The sequence below is a fragment of the Anaeromyxobacter diazotrophicus genome (assembly GCF_013340205.1).
Classification (GTDB): domain Bacteria; phylum Myxococcota; class Myxococcia; order Myxococcales; family Anaeromyxobacteraceae; genus Anaeromyxobacter_A; species Anaeromyxobacter_A diazotrophicus.
On the sequence record NZ_BJTG01000009.1, the window covers coordinates 1 to 18,165 of the forward strand.

General features: G+C 73.1%; 18 protein-coding genes. 2 read left to right on the plus strand and 16 right to left on the minus strand.

The genetic code is table 11. The features are described from left to right. The 7 genes from dxs to hemE all read right to left on the minus strand — a co-directional run. A partial coding sequence (dxs, locus tag HWY08_RS17385; protein ID WP_176067572.1) for a 1-deoxy-D-xylulose-5-phosphate synthase occupies window positions 1-1,358 on the minus strand: 1,358 nt, incomplete at its 3' end. Window positions 1,359-1,525: 167 nt separating this feature from the next. Further along, on the minus strand, window positions 1,526-1,945 hold the full coding sequence (locus HWY08_RS17390; protein WP_176067573.1) for a response regulator: 420 nt from the start codon (window positions 1,943-1,945) through the stop codon (window positions 1,526-1,528). Further along, window positions 1,946-2,239: an exodeoxyribonuclease VII small subunit gene (xseB, locus tag HWY08_RS17395; protein WP_176067574.1), complete on the minus strand. Its 294-nt coding sequence runs from the start codon at window positions 2,237-2,239 to the stop codon at window positions 1,946-1,948. A gap of 31 nt (window positions 2,240-2,270) precedes the next feature. Further along, entirely contained in the window at window positions 2,271-3,695 is a 1,425-nt protein-coding gene (xseA, locus tag HWY08_RS17400; protein ID WP_176067575.1) for an exodeoxyribonuclease VII large subunit, read from the minus strand. A 12-nt stretch (window positions 3,696-3,707) separates the two neighbouring features. Then, complete coding sequence (gene hemH / locus HWY08_RS17405; RefSeq protein WP_176067576.1) at window positions 3,708-4,664, minus strand: ferrochelatase; 957 nt, start codon at window positions 4,662-4,664, stop codon at window positions 3,708-3,710. Between the two features lie 3 nt (window positions 4,665-4,667). Further along, complete coding sequence (gene hemN, locus HWY08_RS17410) at window positions 4,668-6,047, minus strand: oxygen-independent coproporphyrinogen III oxidase (RefSeq protein WP_176067578.1); 1,380 nt, start codon at window positions 6,045-6,047, stop codon at window positions 4,668-4,670. Between the two features lie 10 nt (window positions 6,048-6,057). Continuing rightward, window positions 6,058-7,107 carry a uroporphyrinogen decarboxylase gene (gene hemE, locus HWY08_RS17415; protein WP_176067580.1) on the minus strand — a complete coding sequence of 350 codons (1,050 nt, stop codon included), beginning with the start codon at window positions 7,105-7,107 and terminating at the stop codon, window positions 6,058-6,060. 130 nt (window positions 7,108-7,237) lie between these two features. On the opposite strand from hemE, the gene HWY08_RS17420 reads away from it, so the two are divergent. Together HWY08_RS17420 and HWY08_RS17425 are read left to right on the plus strand one after the other, a co-directional pair. Then, window positions 7,238-7,861, plus strand: coding sequence for a collagen-like protein (locus tag HWY08_RS17420; RefSeq protein ID WP_176067582.1), 624 nt, complete (start codon window positions 7,238-7,240; stop codon window positions 7,859-7,861). Window positions 7,862-7,967: 106 nt separating this feature from the next. After that, window positions 7,968-8,975 (plus strand): hypothetical protein, encoded by a 1,008-nt coding sequence (locus HWY08_RS17425; protein WP_176067584.1) that lies wholly within the window; start codon window positions 7,968-7,970, stop codon window positions 8,973-8,975. Window positions 8,976-8,979: 4 nt separating this feature from the next. Here HWY08_RS17425 and HWY08_RS17430 read toward each other — a convergent pair whose 3' ends face one another. The 9 genes from HWY08_RS17430 to HWY08_RS17470 all read right to left on the minus strand — a co-directional run bounded on the left by HWY08_RS17430 (window position 8,980) and on the right by HWY08_RS17470 (window position 18,164). Next, window positions 8,980-9,267, minus strand: coding sequence for a DUF167 domain-containing protein (locus tag HWY08_RS17430; RefSeq protein WP_176067586.1), 288 nt, complete (start codon window positions 9,265-9,267; stop codon window positions 8,980-8,982). Between the two features lie 5 nt (window positions 9,268-9,272). Continuing rightward, window positions 9,273-10,073: an LpxI family protein gene (locus HWY08_RS17435; protein WP_176067588.1), complete on the minus strand. Its 801-nt coding sequence runs from the start codon at window positions 10,071-10,073 to the stop codon at window positions 9,273-9,275. A gap of 11 nt (window positions 10,074-10,084) precedes the next feature. Continuing rightward, window positions 10,085-10,861, minus strand: a complete 777-nt coding sequence (gene lpxA / locus HWY08_RS17440) for an acyl-ACP--UDP-N-acetylglucosamine O-acyltransferase (RefSeq protein WP_176067590.1) — start codon at window positions 10,859-10,861, stop codon at window positions 10,085-10,087. 17 nt (window positions 10,862-10,878) lie between these two features. Further along, on the minus strand, window positions 10,879-11,319 hold the full coding sequence (fabZ, locus tag HWY08_RS17445; protein ID WP_176068045.1) for a 3-hydroxyacyl-ACP dehydratase FabZ: 441 nt from the start codon (window positions 11,317-11,319) through the stop codon (window positions 10,879-10,881). Window positions 11,320-11,327: 8 nt separating this feature from the next. Continuing rightward, complete coding sequence (lpxD, locus tag HWY08_RS17450; protein WP_176067593.1) at window positions 11,328-12,380, minus strand: UDP-3-O-(3-hydroxymyristoyl)glucosamine N-acyltransferase; 1,053 nt, start codon at window positions 12,378-12,380, stop codon at window positions 11,328-11,330. Continuing rightward, the gene (locus tag HWY08_RS17455; RefSeq protein ID WP_176067595.1) at window positions 12,377-12,964 is read right to left on the minus strand and encodes an OmpH/Skp family outer membrane protein; all 588 of its coding nucleotides are present in this window, start codon (window positions 12,962-12,964) and stop codon (window positions 12,377-12,379) included. Before HWY08_RS17455 ends, lpxD begins: the two co-directional genes overlap by 4 nt. Window positions 12,965-12,988: 24 nt before the next feature. Continuing rightward, on the minus strand, window positions 12,989-15,370 hold the full coding sequence (bamA, locus tag HWY08_RS17460; protein ID WP_176067597.1) for an outer membrane protein assembly factor BamA: 2,382 nt from the start codon (window positions 15,368-15,370) through the stop codon (window positions 12,989-12,991). A 62-nt stretch (window positions 15,371-15,432) separates the two neighbouring features. After that, on the minus strand, window positions 15,433-16,149 hold the full coding sequence (locus tag HWY08_RS17465) for an ABC transporter ATP-binding protein (protein ID WP_176067599.1): 717 nt from the start codon (window positions 16,147-16,149) through the stop codon (window positions 15,433-15,435). Beyond that, window positions 16,149-18,164 carry an FtsX-like permease family protein gene (locus HWY08_RS17470; RefSeq protein WP_176067601.1) on the minus strand — a complete coding sequence of 672 codons (2,016 nt, stop codon included), beginning with the start codon at window positions 18,162-18,164 and terminating at the stop codon, window positions 16,149-16,151. The genes HWY08_RS17465 and HWY08_RS17470 overlap by 1 nt, the downstream gene beginning before the upstream one ends. Between the last annotated feature and the right edge of the window lies 1 nt (window position 18,165).

Genomic DNA, 18,165 nt, shown 5'->3' on the forward strand with positions numbered 1-18,165 from the left:
TTCTCGTCCGAGGGCGCCATCACCACCAGGTTCGGCACGCAGCGCAGGTAGGCGAGGTCGAAGGCGCCCTGGTGCGTCTTGCCGTCGGCCCCCACCAGCCCCCCGCGGTCGAGCGCGAACGTCACCGGCAGCTTCTGCAGCGCCACGTCGTGGATGATCTGGTCGTAGGCGCGCTGCAGGAAGGTCGAGTAGAGGGCCACCACCGGCTTGAGCCCCTCGCACGCCAGCCCGGCCGCGAAGGTCACCGCGTGCTGCTCGGCGATCCCGACGTCGTAGGTCCGGTCCGGGAAGCGCTGCTTCGCCTTGATGAGCCCGGTCCCCTCCAGCATGGCGGCGGTGATGGCCACCACCCGCCCGTCGCGCTCCATCTGCTCGCACAGCGCCTCGGCGAAGAGGTCGGTGTAGCTCTTCACCGCCGCCTTCTTGGCCGTGGACTTCCCGGTCGCGACGTCGAAGAAGGAGAGCCCGTGGCCGCGGGTGGCGAGGTCCTTCTCGGCCGGCTGGTACCCCTTGCCCTTGGTGGTGATGGCGTGCACCAGCACCGGCCCCTCGCAGCTCTGGACCTTCTTGAAGGTCTCGACCAGCCCCACCACGTCGTGCCCGTCCACCGGCCCCACGTACTGGAAGCCCATCCCCTCGAACAGGATGCCGGGCGACACGAGCGCCTTGGTGGCGTTGATGGCGTGCCGGATGACCTTGATGGCGTCGGGGCCCTTCGGGACCTGGCGCAGGATCTCCTTCACCGTGCGGCGCCAGTGGTTGAAGGTGCGGGAGGCGAACTTCTTCGTGAACCACTCGGAGAGCGCGCCCACGTTGGGCGAGATCGACATCTCGTTGTCGTTCAGGACCACGAGCAGGTCGCGCGCGAGGTAGCCGGCCTGGTTCAGGCCCTCGAAGGCGATCCCGCCGGTGAGCGCGCCGTCGCCGACGAGCGCCACCACCTTCCCCGCCTCGTTGTGCAGCCGCCGGCCCTCGATCATCCCGAGCGCGGCGGAGATGGCGGTCGAGGCGTGGCCGACGCCGAACGCGTCGTGCTCCGACTCGTGCCGCTCGGGGAACCCGGCCAGCCCGCCCTCGGTGCGGATGGTCCGGAACTGGTCGCGCCGCCCGGTGAGCAGCTTGTGGGCGTAGGCCTGGTGCCCCACGTCGAAGACGAGCCGGTCGAGCGGCGAGCTGTAGACGTAGTGCAGCGCCACCACCAGCTCCACCGCGCCGAGCGACGAGCCGAGGTGGCCGCCGTTCTTGGCGCAGGTCGCGACGATCTCGTCGCGGATCTCCTGGCAGACCTTGGGCAGGTCCTCGGGCTTGAGCCGCTTGAGGTCGAGGGGCGAGTCGATCCGGTCGAGCAGTCTGGGCATGGTCCCTCTCCGCGGCTCCCGCGCGCGGCCGGCCAGCGGCGGCGCCTCGCACCTGGCCGAGGTGACGGCGGGTCCCGGGTTTTAGCACGGCGGGGGCGGCGCGCTCACGCCTCGGCGGGGACGTGCGCTCGCCGGCCCGGCGGGGGGGCCGGTGCGCGCCCCCCCGCCTACGCCGGGGCGGTCAGCTGGACCGCCCCGCGCCCGGCGAGGATCTCCCGGATGCGCCCGACCAGCCGGTCCATGTCGAGCGGCTTCGAGAAGTAGTCGATGGCCCCGGCCTCGATCCCGGCGCGCTCGTCCTCGACGCTCTTGCGGGCGGACACGAAGATGACCGGGATGTCGTGGAAGGTCTCGTTCTTCTTGATGGCCCGGCACAGCTCGAAGCCGTCGATCCAGCTCATCATCACGTCGAGCAGGATCACGTCGGGCCGGTCCACGTGCATGGCGGAGATGAGCCGGAGCCCGTTCGCCGCCTGGCCGACGTCGAAGCCCTCGAGCTCCAGGGCGAGCGTGAGCATCTCGCGGGTGTCGCGGTCGTCGTCGACGATGATGACCTTGGGCTTGCGGGGCCGATCGTCGTCGTTCATTCACGGGCCCTTGCTGGCGTCGGGATCGAACGGGACCTCGTCCTGAGAGCCGTCCGCGTTCCGGACCAGCATCTCGATGCGCCGCTCCGCCTCGTCGAGCTTGCGGGTCGCCTCGTGCGCCAGCTTCACGCCCTCGGCGAACTTCTCGATGGAGGCCTCCAGGCTGAGGCCGCCCGCCTCGAGATCGCCCACCACGCGCTCGAGGCGCGACACGACCGCGTCGTAGGCCTCGGAGGAAGCGGGGGGCTCGGCGGGGGCGGCGCGATCGCCGGCGGGGGTCGTGCGGTCTGCCACCCGCTCTACCTAACAACCTCGGCCGGACCGATCAACCGCCACCCGGGCCCTCCCCGGGACGAGGCCCCCCGCGCGCCGGGAGCGGGTCGGCCCCGCGGTCGCGCTCCTCCACGCGGACGTCCAGCCACCCCCGGGCGAGCGCGAGACGCAGCGCGTCGCCCGGCGCGACGCCGGCGCTCGAGCGCACCAGCGTCCCGTCGCCGGCGAGGGCGAGCGCGAAGCCGCGCTCGAGCAGCTTCGCGACGTTGGCGGGCTCGAGCCGCGCCTGCAGGCGCTCCACCCGCAGCCGCTCGCGCGGGAAGGTGCTGGCCTGCCAGCGGCCGAGCCGCCGCGCCGCGTCCTCCGCCCGGCGCAGGAGCGCACGCACCCGCGCCCGCGGCTCGGCGCGCCCCAGCCGCCCGCGCAGCTCGCTCACCTGGACCGCGAAGGCGCGCGCGCGCGCCCGGGCGGCGGTCTCGGCGCGGTGCTGCAGGTCGTCGAGCCGGTGCCGCTGCTGCGAGAGGACGTGCTTCGGGTCGGCCAGCTCCGCCCGCAGCGCGCGCAGCTCGCGCCGGCGCGCCCCGACCGCCTCGCCGACGCAGCGCTGGAGGCGGGCGCGCAGGGCGGCGACGCGCTCCTCCAGCTCGGCCTTGACCGGCGCAACGAGCTGCGCGGCGTGGGTGGGAGTGGCGGCGCGCACGTCGGCGACGAGATCGGCCACCGTGAAGTCCACCTCGTGGCCGACCGCGCTCACCACCGGCACCGGGCACGCCGCGAGGGCGCGCGCCAGGCGCTCGTCGTTGAAGGCCGCCAGGTCGTCCTGCGAGCCGCCGCCGCGGGTCACCACCACCACGTCGCAGCCGGCGCGGCAGAGCCCGCGCACCGCCGAGGCGACCTGCGCCGCCGCGCCCTCGCCCTGCACCCGGCACGGCGCCACCAGCACCGGCAAGGTGGGGTACCGCCCGTGCAGCACCCGCAGGAAGTCGCGCAGGGCGGCGCCGGTAGGGCTGGTCGCCACCCCCACCCGCCGCGGCAGGAACGGCAGCCGGCGCTTGCGGGCGGGGTCGAGGAGGCCGTCCTGCTGCAGCCGCTCCTTGATCTGCTTCAGGAGCAGCGCCTGGGCGCCCGCGCCGCGCGGCTCGAGCTCCTGCAGGACGAGCTGGTACTTGCCGTGCGGCGGGTAGATCTCGATGAAGCCCCGCGCCAGTATCTGGAGCCCGTCCTCGAGCGCGAACGGGACGCGCCGCGCCTGCGAGGCCCACAGCACCGCGCCGATCGACGCCTCGTCGTCCTTGAGCGCGAAGTAGACGTGGCCGCTCGACTGGCGGCGCAGGTTCGAGATCTCGCCCGCCACCCACACGTCCTTGAAGCGGGGCTCGACCTGGGCCCGGAGCAGCCGGGTCAGCTCGCCGACGCCCATCGGGCGCGGGCGGACCTGCGCGAAGAGATCGCCGGTCTCGCCGGGCCGCTGCGCCATGGCTCAGGGCCTCTAGGCGGCGCGCTGGGGAGCCGCCAGCGCCGCCCTCGCGATCTCCGCCAGCGCGGCCACGAACTCCGGCCGCGTCCCGACCGCCTTGGCCCGGGCGTACGCGACCGCGCCGCCCTCGGCCGCCGCCTCCCGGGCCAGGATGTCGAGGTCGTAGAGCGTCTCGAGGTGCTCGGAGACGAACGCGACCGGCACGGTCACCACCGCCCGCCCCCGCGCGCCGCGCCGGAGGAACTCGACCGTGTCCGGCCCCAGCCACTTCGTCGGGCCGATGCGGCTCTGGTAGGTGACCTGCCAGCGGTCCGCCGGGAGCCCGCAGCGCTCGGCCACGCCGCGCGCCGAGGCCTCCACGTACTGCGGGTAGGGGTCGCCCTTCTCGACCTCGCTGAGGGGGAGGCCGTGGGCGCTGAAGATCACCAGCGCCTCGGCGCGCGCGCCCTCGGGCAGCTCCGCCAGCGCGTCCCGGACGGTGCCGGCGCACGCCTCGAGCCAGCCCGGGTGGTCGTGCCAGGTGCAGACCTCGACCAGCGGCTTCTCCCCGGGCCACACGCGGCGCAGCTCGGCCAGCGAGCTCCGGGTGGTGGCGTTCGCCCACTGCGGGTAGAGCGGCAGCGCCAGCGCGCGCTCCGCCCCGGCCGCCAGCGCCTCGCGGACGGCCTCGCCCGTGGCGGGGTGGCCGCAGCGCATGGCGAGGTGGCAGGAGTAGTCCGGGCCCAGCGCGGCCGCGAGCGCTCGCGCCTGCTCCTCGGTCCGCTCCACCAGCGGCGAGCGGCCGCCGATGAGCTGGTACTTCTCCGCCGAGGACGGGGCGCGGCGGTTCGCGATGAGCCAGGCCAGCGGCCGGCGCAGCGGCCCGAGGCCCCGGGGGAGCACGTCGAGGAAGAGCTCGTAGAGATACGGCTCCACCTCCGCCAGGCTGCGCGGGCCCCCCAGGTTCATGAGGAAGACGGCCGTCTTCATCGGCTACACCGTGCGCGAGAACTGCTTCTTCTTCCCGCCCTCCTGGTCGAGGTAGGCGTCGAACAGCATCGCCACGTTGCGGACCAGGAGCTGCCCGAGCGGCAGCACGCGCAGCACCTCGCCGTCGAAGGTGACGAGGCCGTCCTGCACCAGCTCCTCGACGCCCTTCTGGAGGGAGGCCTCGACGGCGGCCCGCCCCTGCGGCCCGAACCTCTGCGCCACCTCGCCGAGGTCGAGCCGGAGCAGGCACATCACCCGGTTGATGACGAAGCGCCGCATGACGTCGTCGTCGGTGACGCTGGCGCCGCGCTCGATCGGGAGCTGGCCGGCGGCGACCTGATCGCCCCAGTCCTTCAGGCGGTGCGCGTTCTGCGCGTAGGCGCCGCCCAGGTCGGAGATGGAGCTCATCCCGAAGGCGATGGTGTCCGAGGCCGGACGGACGGTGTAGCCCTGGAAGTTGCGGGTGAGGTACCCCTCGCGCTGCGCCTTGGCCAGCTCGTCCGACTCGAGCGCGAAGTGGTCGAGGCCGATGAGCCGGTAGCCGCCCTTCGTGAACGCCTCCACCGCCGCCAGGAAGAGCTCGACGCGCTGCTCGGTCTTGGGCAGCGCCTCCTGCGGGAGCAGCCGCTGGTGCGGCTTCGACCACGGCACGTAGGCGAACCCGAACACCGCCATCCGGTCGGGGTGGATGGCGAGGATGCGCTCGAGGGTGTGCGTCCAGGTGGCGGGCGTCTGGTAGGGCAGCCCGTAGATGAGGTCGAGGTTCACGCCCCGGAAGCCGAGCTTGCGCGCGTGCTCGACGAGGTCGTTCGTCTCCTTCTCGCCCTGGATGCGGCCGACCACCTCCTGCACCCGGCCGTCGAAGTCCTGCACGCCCATGGAGACGCGGTTGAAGCCGAGCCCGGCCAGCGTGTCGAGCTGCTCCTTGGCGGTGATGGCCGGGTCGATCTCGATCGCCTTCTCGGCGTCGGCGGTGAACTCGAAGTGGCGCGCCAGGATGCCGTGGCAGCGGGTGAGCTGCTTCGAGTCGAGGAAGGTGGGCGTGCCGCCGCCCCAGTGCAGCTGCGACACCGCCCGGCGGTGGGGCAGCCGGGCCGCGACCAGCGCCACCTCCTGCTCGAGCAGGTCGAGGTAGGAGTCGGCGCGGCTCCGGTCGTGCGTGGCCACCACGTTGCAGCCGCAGAAGCGGCACATCTCGCGGCAGAACGGCAGGTGGACGTAGACCGAGAGCGGCCCCACGTCGGCGTCGGCCCGGGCGAGGTGCTGCGCGTAGCGCTCGGCCTTGAAGGCGTCCGACCACTCGGGCGCCGTCGGGTAGCTCGTGTAGCGCGGCCCCGGCCGGTCGTACTTCTTGATGAGCTGGAACGACGGGATCTGGATCACGCGCGCGCTCCTACGGCCGGAAGGCGTGGACCGCCTCGACGAGCGCCTGGACGTTCTCCGGCGGCGTCGGGGGCTGGATGCCGTGGCCGAGGTTGAAGATGTAACCGGGCTGGTGCCCGACCGCCTCGAGCAGCCGGCGGGCGCGCGCCACGAGCGTCTCCTTCGGCCCGAGCAGGAGCGTCGAGTCGAGGTTGCCCTGCAGGGCGACCTCCGGCGGGAGCTGCCGCCGCGCCTCCTCGAGCGGGATGCGCCAGTCGACCGAGACGACGTCGTAGCCGAGCTTCCCGAGCTGGGCCAGGTGCGTGGACATCCCGGTCGCGAAGAAGATGGTGGGGACGCCGGTCTTGCGGAGCGCCGCCGCGATGCGCGCCAGGTAGGGGAAGCTGAACTCCTCCAGGTCCTCGCGCCCCAGCTCGCCGAGCCAGCTCTCGAAGATCTGCACCGCCTGGGCGCCCGCCGCGACCTGCGCCTCGAGCTGCACGATGGCGGCCTGGGTCAGCTTCTCGAAGAGCGCGTGCGCGCTCCTCGGGTCGGCGTAGAGCATGGTCTTGAGGCGGGTGAAGCCCTGGCTGCCGCCCTCGACCGCGTAGCTCGCGACCGTGAAGGGCCCGCCCACGAAGCCGATGAGCGGGACGCGGTCGGCGAGCACGCGGCGGATGGCGCGGACGCCGTCGAGCACGTAGCGCAGGTCCTTCTCGGGCTCCGGCACCCGGAGCGCGTCCACGTCGGCGCGCGTCTTCACCGGGTTCGCGATCTTGGGGCCGCCGTCGCCCTTCCCCTTCTCGCCCTTCTCGAACGAGAGGTCGAGCCCCATGGCCGGCAGCGCGATGAGGATGTCGGAGAAGAGGATGGCGGCGTCGAGCCCGTGCTCGTCGATGGGCGCCGCCGTGACCTGCGCGATGAGCTCCGGCGAGCGGCAGAGCTCGAGGAAGCTCACCTTGGCGCGGACCGCGCGGTAGCTGGCCTGGTACCGGCCGGCCTGGCGCATGAGCCACACGGGGATGCGATCGACCGGCTCGCGCCGGCACGCCTTCAGGAATCGATGCTGGAGAGGTGCCATGGGGGTCGCGCATCTTACCCGACAGGGAGGCGAAGCGCACACGCGCGCTGTCGCCGCAGGCGGCCGCGGAGGAGGCGGCCCGGCGAGCGCATGCTACACTCGCGCCGCCCCGCTCACCCCGAGGTGCGCCTTGGCGTTCCGCCCGACCCTGCCGCAGCTCCTGGCCGCCCTCGCCTCCGCCGGCACCCTCGCCACCGGCTACGCCTTCCTCGCGCCCGCCGGTCCGCCGGGGCCGGAGGGCCCCCGCGGCGAGGCGGGCCCCGCCGGCGCGCCCGGCGCGCAGGGGCCCGCCGGTCCGCAGGGCCCCGAGGGCCCGCGCGGCCCCGCCGGCGCCCCCGGCCCGAGCGCCGCGTTCAAGGACGCCGCCACGGCGGAGTGGGTCATGCCCGGCGCCGGCGCCGGCGAGGTGACCTCGCTCCTCACCCTCCGCTTCCGCGCCCCGTCGGACGGCTTCGCGTACGTCTCCGGCACCGGCTACTGCAACGTGCCCCCCGACGGCGGCGCCACGCACTACGCCGTGTACGTCGCGGATCGCGCCGACGCCGCGCACGACGGGGCGCTCGCCGGCGCGTCGTTCGTCCGGTTCCCGCAGGGCGCGACCCTGGCGCAGGTCCCCTTCGCCGCCAGCCGCGTGCTGCCGGTCCACGCCGGCCCGAACGCCGCGTACCTCCTGTTCCAGAACTTCAGCGGGCTCGCGGGCTACAGCTGCCAGGCGCAGCTCGTGGCGTTCTTCACGGCGACGCGGCTGCCCTGAGCCGCGCCGCGCCGGGGACCGGCGCGGCCCTCCGCCGCGGTGAGCCCGACGCAACTCCTCCCCGGCTCTCGGGTTGGAGCAGCGAGCCGCCCTCGCACGGAGCTTCATGTCAGGTCCCGCGTCCCCGGCCAGCCAGGCCCGCCGCCCCGCGCCCGCCCGCCACCCCCGCGTCGGGAGCGCGGCGGCGCTCCTGGCGCTCGCCGCGGCCGCCCTCCTCTGCCCGGCCCAGGCGACCGCGGGCGGTCGCGATGAGGCGGCGGCGCGGGACGAGCAGGAGCCGCCGTTCTCGCGCGGCGTCGTGTCGCTCTCGACCGAAGGCGAGGGCCTGCGCGAGGGCGGCGGGGGCGCGTCGTGGCGGGAGGGCTCCCTCTCGGCGCGCGGGAGCGCGACGCTCCTGCGGCGGGTGACGCTCGACGCCGAGGGGGTGCGGGCGTGGGGCCTGGTCGGCCAGGCGGAGGCCCGGGTGTTCGCGACCGACCTGGCGGTCGTGGACGGCGCCGCCCGGTTCGTGCGCCTCGGCGCGTCGCTCGCCGCCTTCCACCTGTCGTCGAGCCGGAACCTCTACTGGCTCCAGGTCGGCGCGTTCACCGCCGAGCAGGCCGCGCTGCTCGGGGATCCCCAGCTCCACCCGCAGGTCGTGGCGCTCGGGACGGCCCGGGCGAGCGACACCCTCACGCTGCGGTACGGCGCGGCGTACACCTACGACCTGGGGCGGGGCCTGCCGCTCCCGCTCCTCGGGCTCGACTGGCGCTGGGCTCCCCGGTGGCGGCTGGACCTGCTGCTGCCGGTGACGGCGCGGGTCGGCTGGAGGGCGAGCGACCGGCTCACGCTCGGCCTCGGGACGGGGGTGACCGGGGACTACTTCCGGTATCGCGCGGTGGACCCCTCGGGCGCGCGCAGCGAGCAGGCGCTCCGGATCGCCCGGCTCAGGCTCGGCGCCCAGGCCCGCTACGCCGGCGGACCGGGGACGGTCTTCGGCCTGGGGCTGGGCGTCGAGGGCGCCTCGATCGACACCGGCTTCTCCACGGAGCACGCCACCGGCGTCTACCTGCAGGCTTCGATCGCGTTCGGCGGCGGGGCCGGGCTCCCGGCGGGCGCGCCGGCGGCGGACTGAGCGCTCAGCCCGCCAGCGCGGCGGCCGCGGCGGCGGCCGTCACGCCCGCGACGCGCACCGTCTTGCGCCGGCCGGTGTCGCCGCGGACGAGGGTCACGTCCGCCTTCCTCACCCGGAGCGCGCCGGCGAGGAACTCCACCAGGGCCGCGTTCGCCTCGCCGTCCACCGGCGGCGCGGCGAGCTGGAGCTTGAGCCGGCCGTCGTGCTCGCCGACGGCGCGGGTGCGCGAGGCGCGCGGCTGGACCAGCAGGTCCAGCTCGGCGCCCCCGGCGACGTCGCGCGCCCAGGCCACCACGCTCACCTCACGCCGACGAGGGCGATGCCCGCCCGGTCGGCCCGGCGGACCATCTCCTCGCGGTCCATGACGAGCGTCGCGCCCGCCTCGACCGCCAGCACGCGCGCCTTCACCTCGCGCATGACCTCGACCGTGTCCGGGCCGACCGCGGGCAGGTCGAAGCGGCGGTCCTGCTGGGGCTTCACCGCCTTCGCCACCACCGCCCCCTCCGCCAGCCCGCCGCCGCGGCGCACGCAGGCGTCGGTGCCCTCCAGCGCCTCCACCGCCAGGGCCACGCCGTCCTTCACCACCACCGTCTGGCCCAGGTCGAGCCGGCCGATGCCGCGCGCCAGCTCGAGCCCGTAGCGCGCGTCGCGCCACTCGTCCTCCGAGGGGGCGCGCTTCCCGAGGACGCCCTCCGGGGCCACCCGGTCGGCCAGGAGCGGGGCCGGGTCGACCACCGGCAGGCCCTGCTCCTCGAACCAGCGCGCGATGGCGCGGAGCAGGTTGTCGTCGGAGCGCACCGCCACCTGCGCCAGGATCTTGAGGCCCGCCGCGTCCAGCCAGGCGTCGCGGAAGAAGCGCACCTTGGCCACGCCGCCGAGCATCACCACCTCGGTCGCGCCGCCCTGCTTCAGGGCGGCGGCGATCTTGCCGAACTCGCCCAGCTTGACCCAGGTGAGCGCGTCGACCGCCTGCTCCAGCTCGGGCGAGGTCTGGCGCACGAAGCCGGTGGCGACCACCCGGTGCCCCGCGCGCCGGGCGCTCTCGGCGAGGAGGAGCGGGAAGCGGCCGCCGCCGGCGAGGAGACCGATGGTCGACACGGGACGAGACTCTACCGGACCAGCCCCCGCTCGCCCACCCCGTCCAGGAACGCGAGGAGGTGGTCGATCTCGGGGTGGCCCCCGTGCTCGGCGCGGAGCTGCTGGCAAGCCTCGCGCAGCCCGAGCTTCTGGCGGAAGACGAGCCGGTAGGCGTCCTTCACCCGGCCGAGCTGCTCCTCGGAGAAGCCGCTGCGCTGCAGGCCGGTCGTGTTGACGCCGCTGACGCAGGCCCGATCGCCCTGGACCATGCAGTAGGGCGCGACGTCCTGGACGATCACCGAGCCCGCGGCCGAGAAGGCGAAGCGGCCGATGCGCGTGAACTGGTGGACCCCGGAGAGGCCGCCCAGGATGACGTGATCCTCGAGCGTCACGTGGCCCGCCAGCGGCACCGAGTTGGCGAGGATGCAGCGGTCGCCCACGGTGCAGTCGTGGGCGACGTGGCTGCTCGCCATGAACAGGCAGTCGCTCCCGATGCGCGTCACGCCGCCGCCGCCGGTCGTCCCGACGTGCACGGTGACGAACTCGCGGAACTGGTTGCGGTCGCCGATGACGATCCGGGTCCGCTCGCCGCGGTACTTGAGGTCCTGCGGGATCTGGCCCAGCACCGCGTGCGGGAAGACGCGGTTGCCCGCGCCGAGCTCGGTGTCGCCCTCGATGACCGCGTGCGCCCCGACGGTCGTCCCCGGCCCGAGCTTCACCTCCGGGCCGATGACGGCGTACGGGCCGATCTCGCAGCTCGGATCGAGGCGGGCGCCGGCGGCGACGATCGCGGTGGGGTGGATGGCCATGGCGGCTCGCGCGCCGGTCAGGTGCCGGCGTCCGCCAGCATGGCCATGAACTCGCCCTCGGCGACCACCTGCCCGTCCACCTTGGCCTCGCCGCGCACCTTGATGATGGTGCCCTTGTTCTTCAGCATCTCGCAGTGCAGCTCGAGCCGGTCGCCCGGCACCACCGGCTTGCGGAAGCGCGCGCCGTCGATGGCCATGAAGTAGATGACCTTCCCGGCCCGCTGCTCCTCCGGCATCGTGGTGAGCGTCATGAGCGCGGAGGCCTGCGCCAGCGCCTCCAGGATGAGCACGCCCGGCATGACCGGGTGGCCGGGGAAGTGGCCCACGAAGAAGGGCTCGTTGGCGGTCACGCACTTCACGCCCACCACGCGCTTGTTCGGCTCCAGCTCGACGATGCGGTCGACGAGCAGGAAGGGGTAGCGGTGGGGGAGCAGCTTCTCGATCTGCTGCACGTTCAGGACGACGCTCATCGGGGGACGGCCTCCAGCTCAGCGAGCTTCTTCTCCAGCTCCCGCACGCGCTTCGCCAGCTCGGGGAGGCGCGAGAGCGTCGCCTCGATGCGCAGCGCCAGGCCGCGGGAGCGGGCCGGGCTGCCGAGCACCATCTCGCCGGCGGGGACGTCGTTCGTCACGCCCGACTGCGCCAGCAGCTTCGCGCCGGCGCCGATCTCGACGTGCCCGACCACCCCCACCTGCCCGGCCGCGACCACCCCGGCCCCGAGCTTCGAGGAGCCGGAGATGCCGACCTGGGAGACCAGGATGGAGAGCGGCCCGATCTCGACGTTGTGCGCCACCTGGACCAGGTTGTCGATCTTCACCCCGCGGCCGATGCGGGTCACGCCCAGCGTGCCCCGGTCGACGCAGGTGTTGGCCCCGAGCTCCACGTCGTCCTCCACCACCACCGTGCCGGTCTGCGGCACCTTGTAGTGGCGCGGGCCCGAGCCCGCCTCGCCCTCGGGGTCGAACGCGAAGCCGAAGCCGTCCGAGCCCACCACGCAGCCGGGCTCGAGCACCACCCGCTCGCCCAGCCGGCAGCGGTCGCGCACCACCGCGTTCGGCCACAGCACGCAGTCGGCGCCCAGCCGCGCCCCCTCCCCCACGTACGCCCCGGGGTAGAGGATGCAGCGGGGCCCGACCACCGCGTCGGCGCCGACGAAGGCGAACGGCATGAGCTCGGCGCTCGGGTCGACATGGGCCGAGGGGTGGATGAAGGCCTGCTCGGCCGCGAACGGCACCGCCTGCGCCGGCGGGTGGAAGAGCGTCGCCACCTTGGCGAAGGCCAGGTAGGCGTTCTTCACCCGCAGCACCGTGCGGCCGGAGGGGACCGCCTCGTCCGGCTCCACCAGCACCGCGCCGGCCCGCGACGCCTCGAAGGCGTGGCGGTACTTCTTGTTCGCGAAGAAGGAGAGGTCGGACGGACCGGCCTCCTCGAGCGGCATGAGCCGGGCGACCACCAGCGCGCCGTCGCCCTCGACGGCGCCGCCCACCCGCTCCGCCAGCTCGCGGAGGGTGAAGGTCACTTCCCGTCCTTCTTGGCGGCCGGCTTCTTCTCGGCCTTCTTCTCCCCGCCGTTCTTGGCGGGCGCCGCGCCGGGCTTGTGGCGGGCGTTGTACTTGCGCACGAGCTCGTTGGTGAGGTCGAGCGAGGGGTCGGCGTAGACCAGCGCCTCCGAGCCCACCACCGCCGCGACGCCCTCCTGCTCGGCGATCTCGCGCACCAGCGCGTGCATCTTGTCGAAGATGCCGCGGGTCGCCTCGCGCTCGCGCTCGGAGAGCTCCTTCTGCAGCTGCACGAAGAAGCTCTGCAGCTCCATGCCCTTGCGCTCGAGCTCGCCCTGCTTCTGCTTGCGGGCCTCGTCGCTCATCACCGAGGCCTGCTTCTCGAAGTCCTGCCGCAGCCGGTCGAACTCGACCTTCTTCTCGTCGAGCAGCTTCTGCTTCTGGTCGAACTCGCGCTTCAGGCTGTCCTTCGCGATCTTGCCCTCGTCCACGCTGTTGAGGGCGCGCTGGAGGTCGACGAAGGCGATGCGGCCCTCCGCGCGGGCGCGGGCGGGCAGGGCGCCGAGCGCGAGCACGGCGACGAGGGAGAGGGCGGCGTTGCGCATGGCGTGGTTCCTCGCGGCTTGTGGCTAGAAGAAGTTGCCGATGGTGAACTGGAAGTCGAGCGGCGAGTCGATCGCGATCCCCGTGACCGGGTCCTTGCGCGGGTTGAGCGGGATGCCCCACTCGAACCGCAGCGGCCCGATGGGGCTGAACCAGCGGAACCCGAACCCGACCGACTTGAACATCGAGAGCGCCAGCCCGGGGTGATCGGGGTCGGACAGGAACTGGCCCGGCTTGTAGGCGTTCCCCATGTCGTAGAACACGACGCCCCGGATGCCCACCTTCTCGAAGATGGGGAACTCGAGCTCGAGGTTGATGGTGACCTGCTTGTTGCCGCCGCCGGCGAAGTCGAACAGCTCGGCGTCCGGGCGGGGCTGCGAGCCGGCCCGGGTGCTGGGCGAGATGGAGAGCAGCCGGTAGCCGCGCACCGAGTTGATGCCGCCCAGGTAGTAGAACTCGGAGATGGGGACGGGGTGCGCGTCGTCCCAGGGCTGGATGTAGCCGGCCGAGAGCTTGCCGCGCGCGACGACGCCCCAGAACAGCGGGTGGTAGTAGCGCGAGTCGAGCGTGTAGCGGGTGAACAGGTTCACCTGCTGGCCGAAGAGGTAGCTCGGCGCCAGCGCCGGCGGCGCGGCCTCGGCCGACAAGGCGTGGAAGAAGCCCCGGGTCGGGAAGAGCCGGTTGTCGCGCTTGTCCCACTGCAGCGAGAGGCGGAGCGCGCTGGTCGTCCCGGAGCGGAACCGGTTGAACAGCAGCATGTCGGTGGTGGTCGGGGTGACCGTCACGAACTCGTTCGTGTAGGTCGCGAAGAGGCGCATGTCCTCCAGCTGCTCCGCCCACTTCCACCACTGCGCCAGCCCGTTCAGCTCGTAGCCCCAGGTGAGCGAGCCGCCGATCGCCTTGCGCGCGAAGGTCGAGTAGTACCCCTCGGTCGCGTACAGGTCGAAGGCGAAGGTCCACTTGGTGTCGAGGAAGTACGGCTCGACGAACTGGATCTGGCCGAGCTGGCGGATCGACGAGTACTGCACCTGCAGGGAGAGCGTCTGCCCCCACCCGAAGAAGTTGTTCTGGGTGATCTGGCCGGTGAGGATGAGGTTCTCGTACGAGGAGAACCCGGCGCCGATCTGGAACGTCCCGGTGGAGCGCTCCTTGACCGTCACCTTGGCGACCAGCTTGTCGTCGGCGCTGCCCTTCTCGGTCGTGATGTTGACCGTCTCGAAGTAGCCGAGCGCGGTGACGCGGTTCTTGGACGCGGTGAGCAGGCTCTGGTTGTAGAGCTCGCCCTCGTACACGCGCAGCTCGCGCCGGATCACCTTGTCGCGCGTCTTGGCGTTGCCGGAGATCTCGATCCGCTCGAAGTAGGTCTTCTTGCCCGGCTGGACGTCGTAGGTGAGGTCGACGATGCGGGTGGCCGGGTCGACCTTCGTCTCCGGGTTCACGTTGGCGTAGGCGTAGCCCTCGTCCTTGTAGAGGTCGGCCACCGCGAACAGGTCCTTCGCCACCTTGGAGCGGGCGAAGATCTCGCCGGGCTGCACCTGGATGCGCTGGAACAGCTCCGGCTTCTCGTGGAGCAGCTCGCCCGAGAAGTCGATCTGCCCGACCCGGTACTGCTCCCCCTCCTCGATGCGCAGCGTGATGTAGAGGAAGCGCTTGTCGGGGCTGAGGGACACCGAGGGCTTGCCGATCTTCGCGTACAGGTAGCCCTTGTCCCCGTAGACGAACTGGATCGCCTGCAGGTCGCGCTGGAACGCCTCCTCGCGGTAGGTGCCGGCGCTGCTGATGAAGGAGAGGAAGCCGCCCTCCTTCGTCTGCATGACCTCGGTGAGCTCGTCCTTCGAGACGTGCGCGTTGCCGAGGATCTGGAGCTCCTTCACCTGGACCTTGGCGTGCTCGTTCACCTGGAACACGACCGAGACCTGGTTGTCGGGCTGATCCTCGAGCTTGTAGGCGACCTCCGCCAGGTAGAAGCCCTTCTCGACGTACTTCTCCTGGATCTTCTTGGCGCTCTTCTTGACGACGTTGAGGTCGAGGATGGCGAACGGCTTCACCTCGTTCGCCTCCTTGAGGTCGTCGCTGGAGAGCTCCTCGTTGCCGGTGATGCGGGTGTCCTTCACCGCCGGCCGCTCGGTGACCCGCACCACGACGGTCGGCTTCTCCGGGTCGCCGCGCCGCTCGATGGCGACGTCGGCGAAGAAGCCGAGCTTCATGACCGCCCGGACGTCGGCGTCGATCTTCTTGGGATCGAGCGGCTGGCCGGGCTGGGTGGAGAGCGCGTTCTTGACCGCGTCCGACTCGACGCGCCGGTTGCCTTCGACGGTCACGTCGCGGACGACGGGCGCTTCGTCGGCCAGCGCCGAGGCGCCGAGCGAGAGCCACAGCGCGAGGGCGAGGATGGAGAGCCGCGTCACGAGGGGGCGCAATGTATTTCAGAGGGCCGACAGGCAGCAAGGACGATGCGGCCCCGGGGGACCTACACGGCCGGCGCCGCGGCCGGCCCCTGCACGATCCGGCCCGCCGACAGGCGCAGCCGCCGCGGCAGAGCGTCGGCCAGCTGCTCGTTGTGGGTCACGATCACCATGGTGATGCCGAGCCGCGCGTTCAGGTCGGCCAGCAGCCGGTGGATGCCCTCGGCGGTGGCCGGGTCGAGGTTCCCGGTCGGCTCGTCGGCCAGGAGGAGCCGCGGCTTCAGGCAGAGCGCGCGCGCCAGCGCCACCCGCTGCTGCTCCCCGCCGGAGAGCTCCCCCGGCCGGTGGTCGGTGCGGTCGCCGAGGCCGACCAGGTCGAGCATCTCCAGCGCCGCCCGGCGCGCCTCCGCGCGCGGCGCCCGGCGGATGAGCGCCGGCATGGTGGCGTTCTCGAGGGCGGTGAACTCGGGCAGGAGGTGGTGGCTCTGGAAGATGAAGCCGACCGCCTCGTTCCGGAACGCCGCCAGGCCGGCCTCGTCGCGGCCGAAGATCGCCTCGCCCTCGAAGCGCACCTCCCCCGCGGTCGGCACGTCGAGCGCGCCGAGCACGTTGAGGAAGGTGCTCTTGCCCGAGCCCGACGGCCCGGTGAGCGCCACCATCTCGCCCGGCAGGATGTCGAGGTCCACGCCCCGCAGGACCTCGACCCGCCGCGGCGGCCGGCCGGCGTGCTCCGGCGCCATGAGGTAGGTCTTGACCAGCCCGCGCACCTCCAGCATCGGCATCACTCGGCCCTCAGCCCTTCCACCGGCTCGAGGCGCGAGGCCTTGGAGGCGGGGTAGATGGTGGCGAGGTACGAGAGCGCCAGCGCCAGCAGGGCCACCAGCAGGAACTCGACCGGGTTCATGCGCACCGGCAGGTTCGAGATGTAGTAGACCTCCGGGTCGAGCGGGATGCCGACCTTGTCGATGAGGAGGCAGGTCCCGAGGCCGAGCAGGAGGCCGAAGCCGGTGCCGACGGCGCCGATGACGAGCCCCTCGGCCACGAAGACCTTCATCACGCTCGGCCGCCCCGCGCCCATCGACTTCAGCACCGCGATCTCGCGGCGCTTGTCGAGCACCTGCATGATGAGGGTGGCGACGATGGTGAAGGTGGCGACCAGCACGATGAAGCCCAGGATCACCGCCATCACCACCTTCTCCATCATGAGCGCGGAGAAGAGGTTGCGGTTGAGCTCGCCCCAGTCGCGGACGCGGTAGGGGTACCCCTCCAGCGCCGCCAGCACCCGGCGCAGGATGGGGCGCGCCTCGTCGACGTCGCGCACCTTGAGCTCGAACCCGTGCACCGAGTCCCCCAGCCCGAAGAACCGCTGCGCCTCGGCCAGGTCGACGTAGGCGAACTTGGAGTCGTACTCGTACATCCCGCTGTAGAAGATGGCCGCCACCTTGAACGGCCGGCTCTTCGGCTGCGGCCCGGAGGGCCCCAGGTCGCCGAGCGGCGAGATCACGTTCACCACGTCGCCCACGTAGACGCGCAGCCCCCGCGCCAGCTCGCGGCCCAGCACGATCCCGGGGAGCGGCCTCGCCGCCGGCCCGGCCCCCTGCGGCGCCTCCGGCGGGGCGGCCTTGGGCGGCGGCGCCTTCGGCTCCTTCCCCGGGGGCGCGTCCTTGAAGAACGCCTCGGGGTTCGAGCGGTACTCGGGCGCCGGCGGGATCTGCTCCGGGTGGAGGAGCCAGTCGAGCTTCCCGTCGTCCACGGTGCGCGGGAGCTCGAGCACGGTGCCGACCGTGCGCGGGTCGATGCCCTCGAGCAGGGTGCCGGACAGGTTCTGGCCGGCCGAGACCATGACCTCGCTGTAGATGAACGGGGTGGCGCCGGTGACGCCGGTCACCGCCAGCACCTGCTCCCGGACCTGCCGCCACTCGGTGAAGTCGCCGTTGCCGTACTTCGTGAGCATGCCGTGGCTGCGGGTGCCCAGGATCTTGCCCTTGAGGTCGGCCTCGAACCCGCTCATCACCGACAGCACCACCGTGAGCGCCCACACGCCGATGGCGACGCCGCCGATCGAGATGAGGGTCATGAGCAGCGTGGCCGGCATGCGCGGCCGCCACACCAGCTCCCCGCTCCGCGCCGCGCGCCGCTCGCGGGCCGCGCGCCGGGCCGCGCGCACCAGCAGCACGAGGAGCCCGGGGACGACCCCGGTCACCACCAGCAGGAACCCCGCGAGCAGCGTGCGCGGCGAGAGCCGCAGGTGGCTCTTCGCCACGAACAGCTCGTAGGACATCGACGCGTCGAGCCGCCCGGAGCCGAAGAGGAGGAAGCCGAGCGACGCGCCCACGAAGGTCGCGGCGCCGGAGAGGAGCGCCGACAGGAGCAGCCCCAGCACCACCACCAGCGTGCCCTGCGCCTCCCAGGCCGAGAGCACGAGCCCGGTCGCGCGCAGCCGCGGCACCGCCAGGAGGACCGGCCCGAAGAAGAGCGCGAGCAGGACCAGCACCGCCGCCCCGATCTCGTAGAACCCGATGCGCCGCCCCGCAGCGGCCGCCGCCAGCCCGAACCCAACCGCCACCACCGCGCCGGCCAGGATGGCGAGCCCGGCCGCGAGGCCGGTGGCGAGCCCGAGGCGGTCGGAGAGCGCCACGTCCGCCACCGCCGCCACCAGCGGCGCCAGCAGGACGCCGGCGGCCGCGAGGCCGAAGGTCGGGGCGGAGAAGGCGCGCGCCAGGCGCACCGGCGGGCGCGCCGCCGGGGCGGGCGGGGCCTCGGGCGGCTCGGGGCTGGGGCGGGGCGAGGCGGTCACG